Genomic DNA, 1,525 nt, shown 5'->3' on the forward strand with positions numbered 1-1,525 from the left:
CTAGTGCTGCTCCGCGCAAGTTCGTGGAGGGGTCAGGTCGCCGGGCTGTCGAGGTAGAGGCCGCAGGCGCAGTCCAGGCATTCTTCGGGGGCGCCGACGGGTAGGCCGCTGGGGAGCACGTTGTCCTCGTAGCCGTCTCGGCTGGCGAGGTAGAGCGCGAAGCCCCAGGTGTGCAGGACTCCAGCGAAGCGCAGGCGACACAGCGGCAGGCGTTCGCCGTCCTTCAACTCGCCTTCCACGTAGGCGAATCCCGTGCGGAAGCGGACATGGACCCGGGCCAGCTGCGGCCAGCGCTCGGCGGCGCGGGCGTTCAGCCGCTGGCGCAGGTGGTGCTGCATGGACTCGGGCGGGTTCTTCGGCACGGCCCCATCCTGCCGTCCCGGCCCAACCCTCCGCCATGATCACTGCTCATGGCGGAGGGTTCGGGGCGGGACACGGCGGCGGCCGTGGTCGTGGACGAAGAGACGCGCGGCGTGCTGCAGCGGATCGCGTCCTCAGCGAAGGCGCAGGTCAGACAGGTACTCCGGGCCCGGATCGTGCTGGCTGCGGCCGGCGGGGCGGGCAACGCGGCGATCGCCCGCCGGCTGGCGGTGAGCGTGAACACGGTCCGCAAGTGGCGTGGCCGGTTCGCCGAGCGCGGGCTGGAGGGTTTGAAGGACGCCGCACGTTCGGGGCGGCCGCGCCGCTACGACGACCTGGTGCGCGTCGCGGTGGTCGCCGCGGCCACCGGCATCCCGACCGGCCCCGCCGCGACCTGGACCCACGCGGCGATCGCCGACCAGGTCGCGGGCACCGTGTCCGCGCCGATCTCCTCCTCCCAAGTCGGCCGGATCCTGGCCGACTTGGATCTGAAACCGCACAAGGTCCGCGGCTGGCTCACCCGCCGCGACACCCCCGACTTCTGGGAACGCGTCAGGGACATCTGCGCGTTGTACCGCAACCCGCCCGCAGGGGCGATCGTGCTGTCGATCGACGAGAAGACCGCGATCCAGGCCCGCGAGCGCCGCCACCCCTCCCAGCCCGCCAGACCGGGCCGGGCCGCCCGCCGCGAGTTCGAGTACCGCCGCCACGGCACCGCCTCGATCGTCGCCGCGCTCGACGTCACCACCGGGCAGACCCTGACCGAGACCATCCGGCGCAACGACGCCGCGACCTTCACCGCCTTCCTGGGCCGGCTCGACCGGCTCATGCCCCGCGACAAGGACATCCACGTGGTCCTCGACAACGGCTCCTCCCACACCGCCAAGCACACCAAGGCCTGGCTCGCCGCCCACCCGCGCTGGCACGTTTGCTGGACCCCGCCGCACGCCTCCTGGCTCAACCAGGTCGAACTCGTCTTCTCCGCGCTGACCCGCGCCGTCCTGCGGCACGGCGACTTCACCAGCCGGGACGATCTGATCGAGAAAATGGACGCCTGGATGATCCACCGCAACGAACATGCCCGCCCGTTCCACTGGACCTACCAGGGCACTCCACTCAAGGAATGGGCCTGACCCCTCCACGAACTTGCGCGGAGCAGCACTAG

General features: G+C 71.3%; 2 protein-coding genes. One reads left to right on the forward strand and one right to left on the reverse strand.

Features of this window, described 5'->3' with window-relative positions:
• Window positions 1-32: 32 nt before the first annotated feature.
• On the reverse strand, window positions 33-362 hold the full coding sequence (locus ABT015_RS37900) for a hypothetical protein (protein ID WP_350887899.1): 330 nt from the start codon (window positions 360-362) through the stop codon (window positions 33-35).
• 48 nt (window positions 363-410) lie between these two features.
• Between ABT015_RS37900 and ABT015_RS37905 the strand changes: the two genes are divergently transcribed.
• Window positions 411-1,493: an IS630 family transposase gene (locus tag ABT015_RS37905; protein WP_350887902.1), complete on the forward strand. Its 1,083-nt coding sequence runs from the start codon at window positions 411-413 to the stop codon at window positions 1,491-1,493.
• The last annotated feature ends 32 nt before the right edge of the window (window positions 1,494-1,525 follow it).

Source organism: Kitasatospora sp. NPDC094016 (genome assembly GCF_040304045.1).
In the GTDB taxonomy this organism is placed as follows: Bacteria; Actinomycetota; Actinomycetes; order Streptomycetales; family Streptomycetaceae; genus Kitasatospora.

Bases quoted from the DNA above. Each gene is read 5' to 3' on its own strand.
- ABT015_RS37905 (WP_350887902.1), top strand. From the start codon at position 411: ATGGCGGAGGGTTCGGGGCGGGACACGGCGGCGGCCGTGGTCGTGGAC.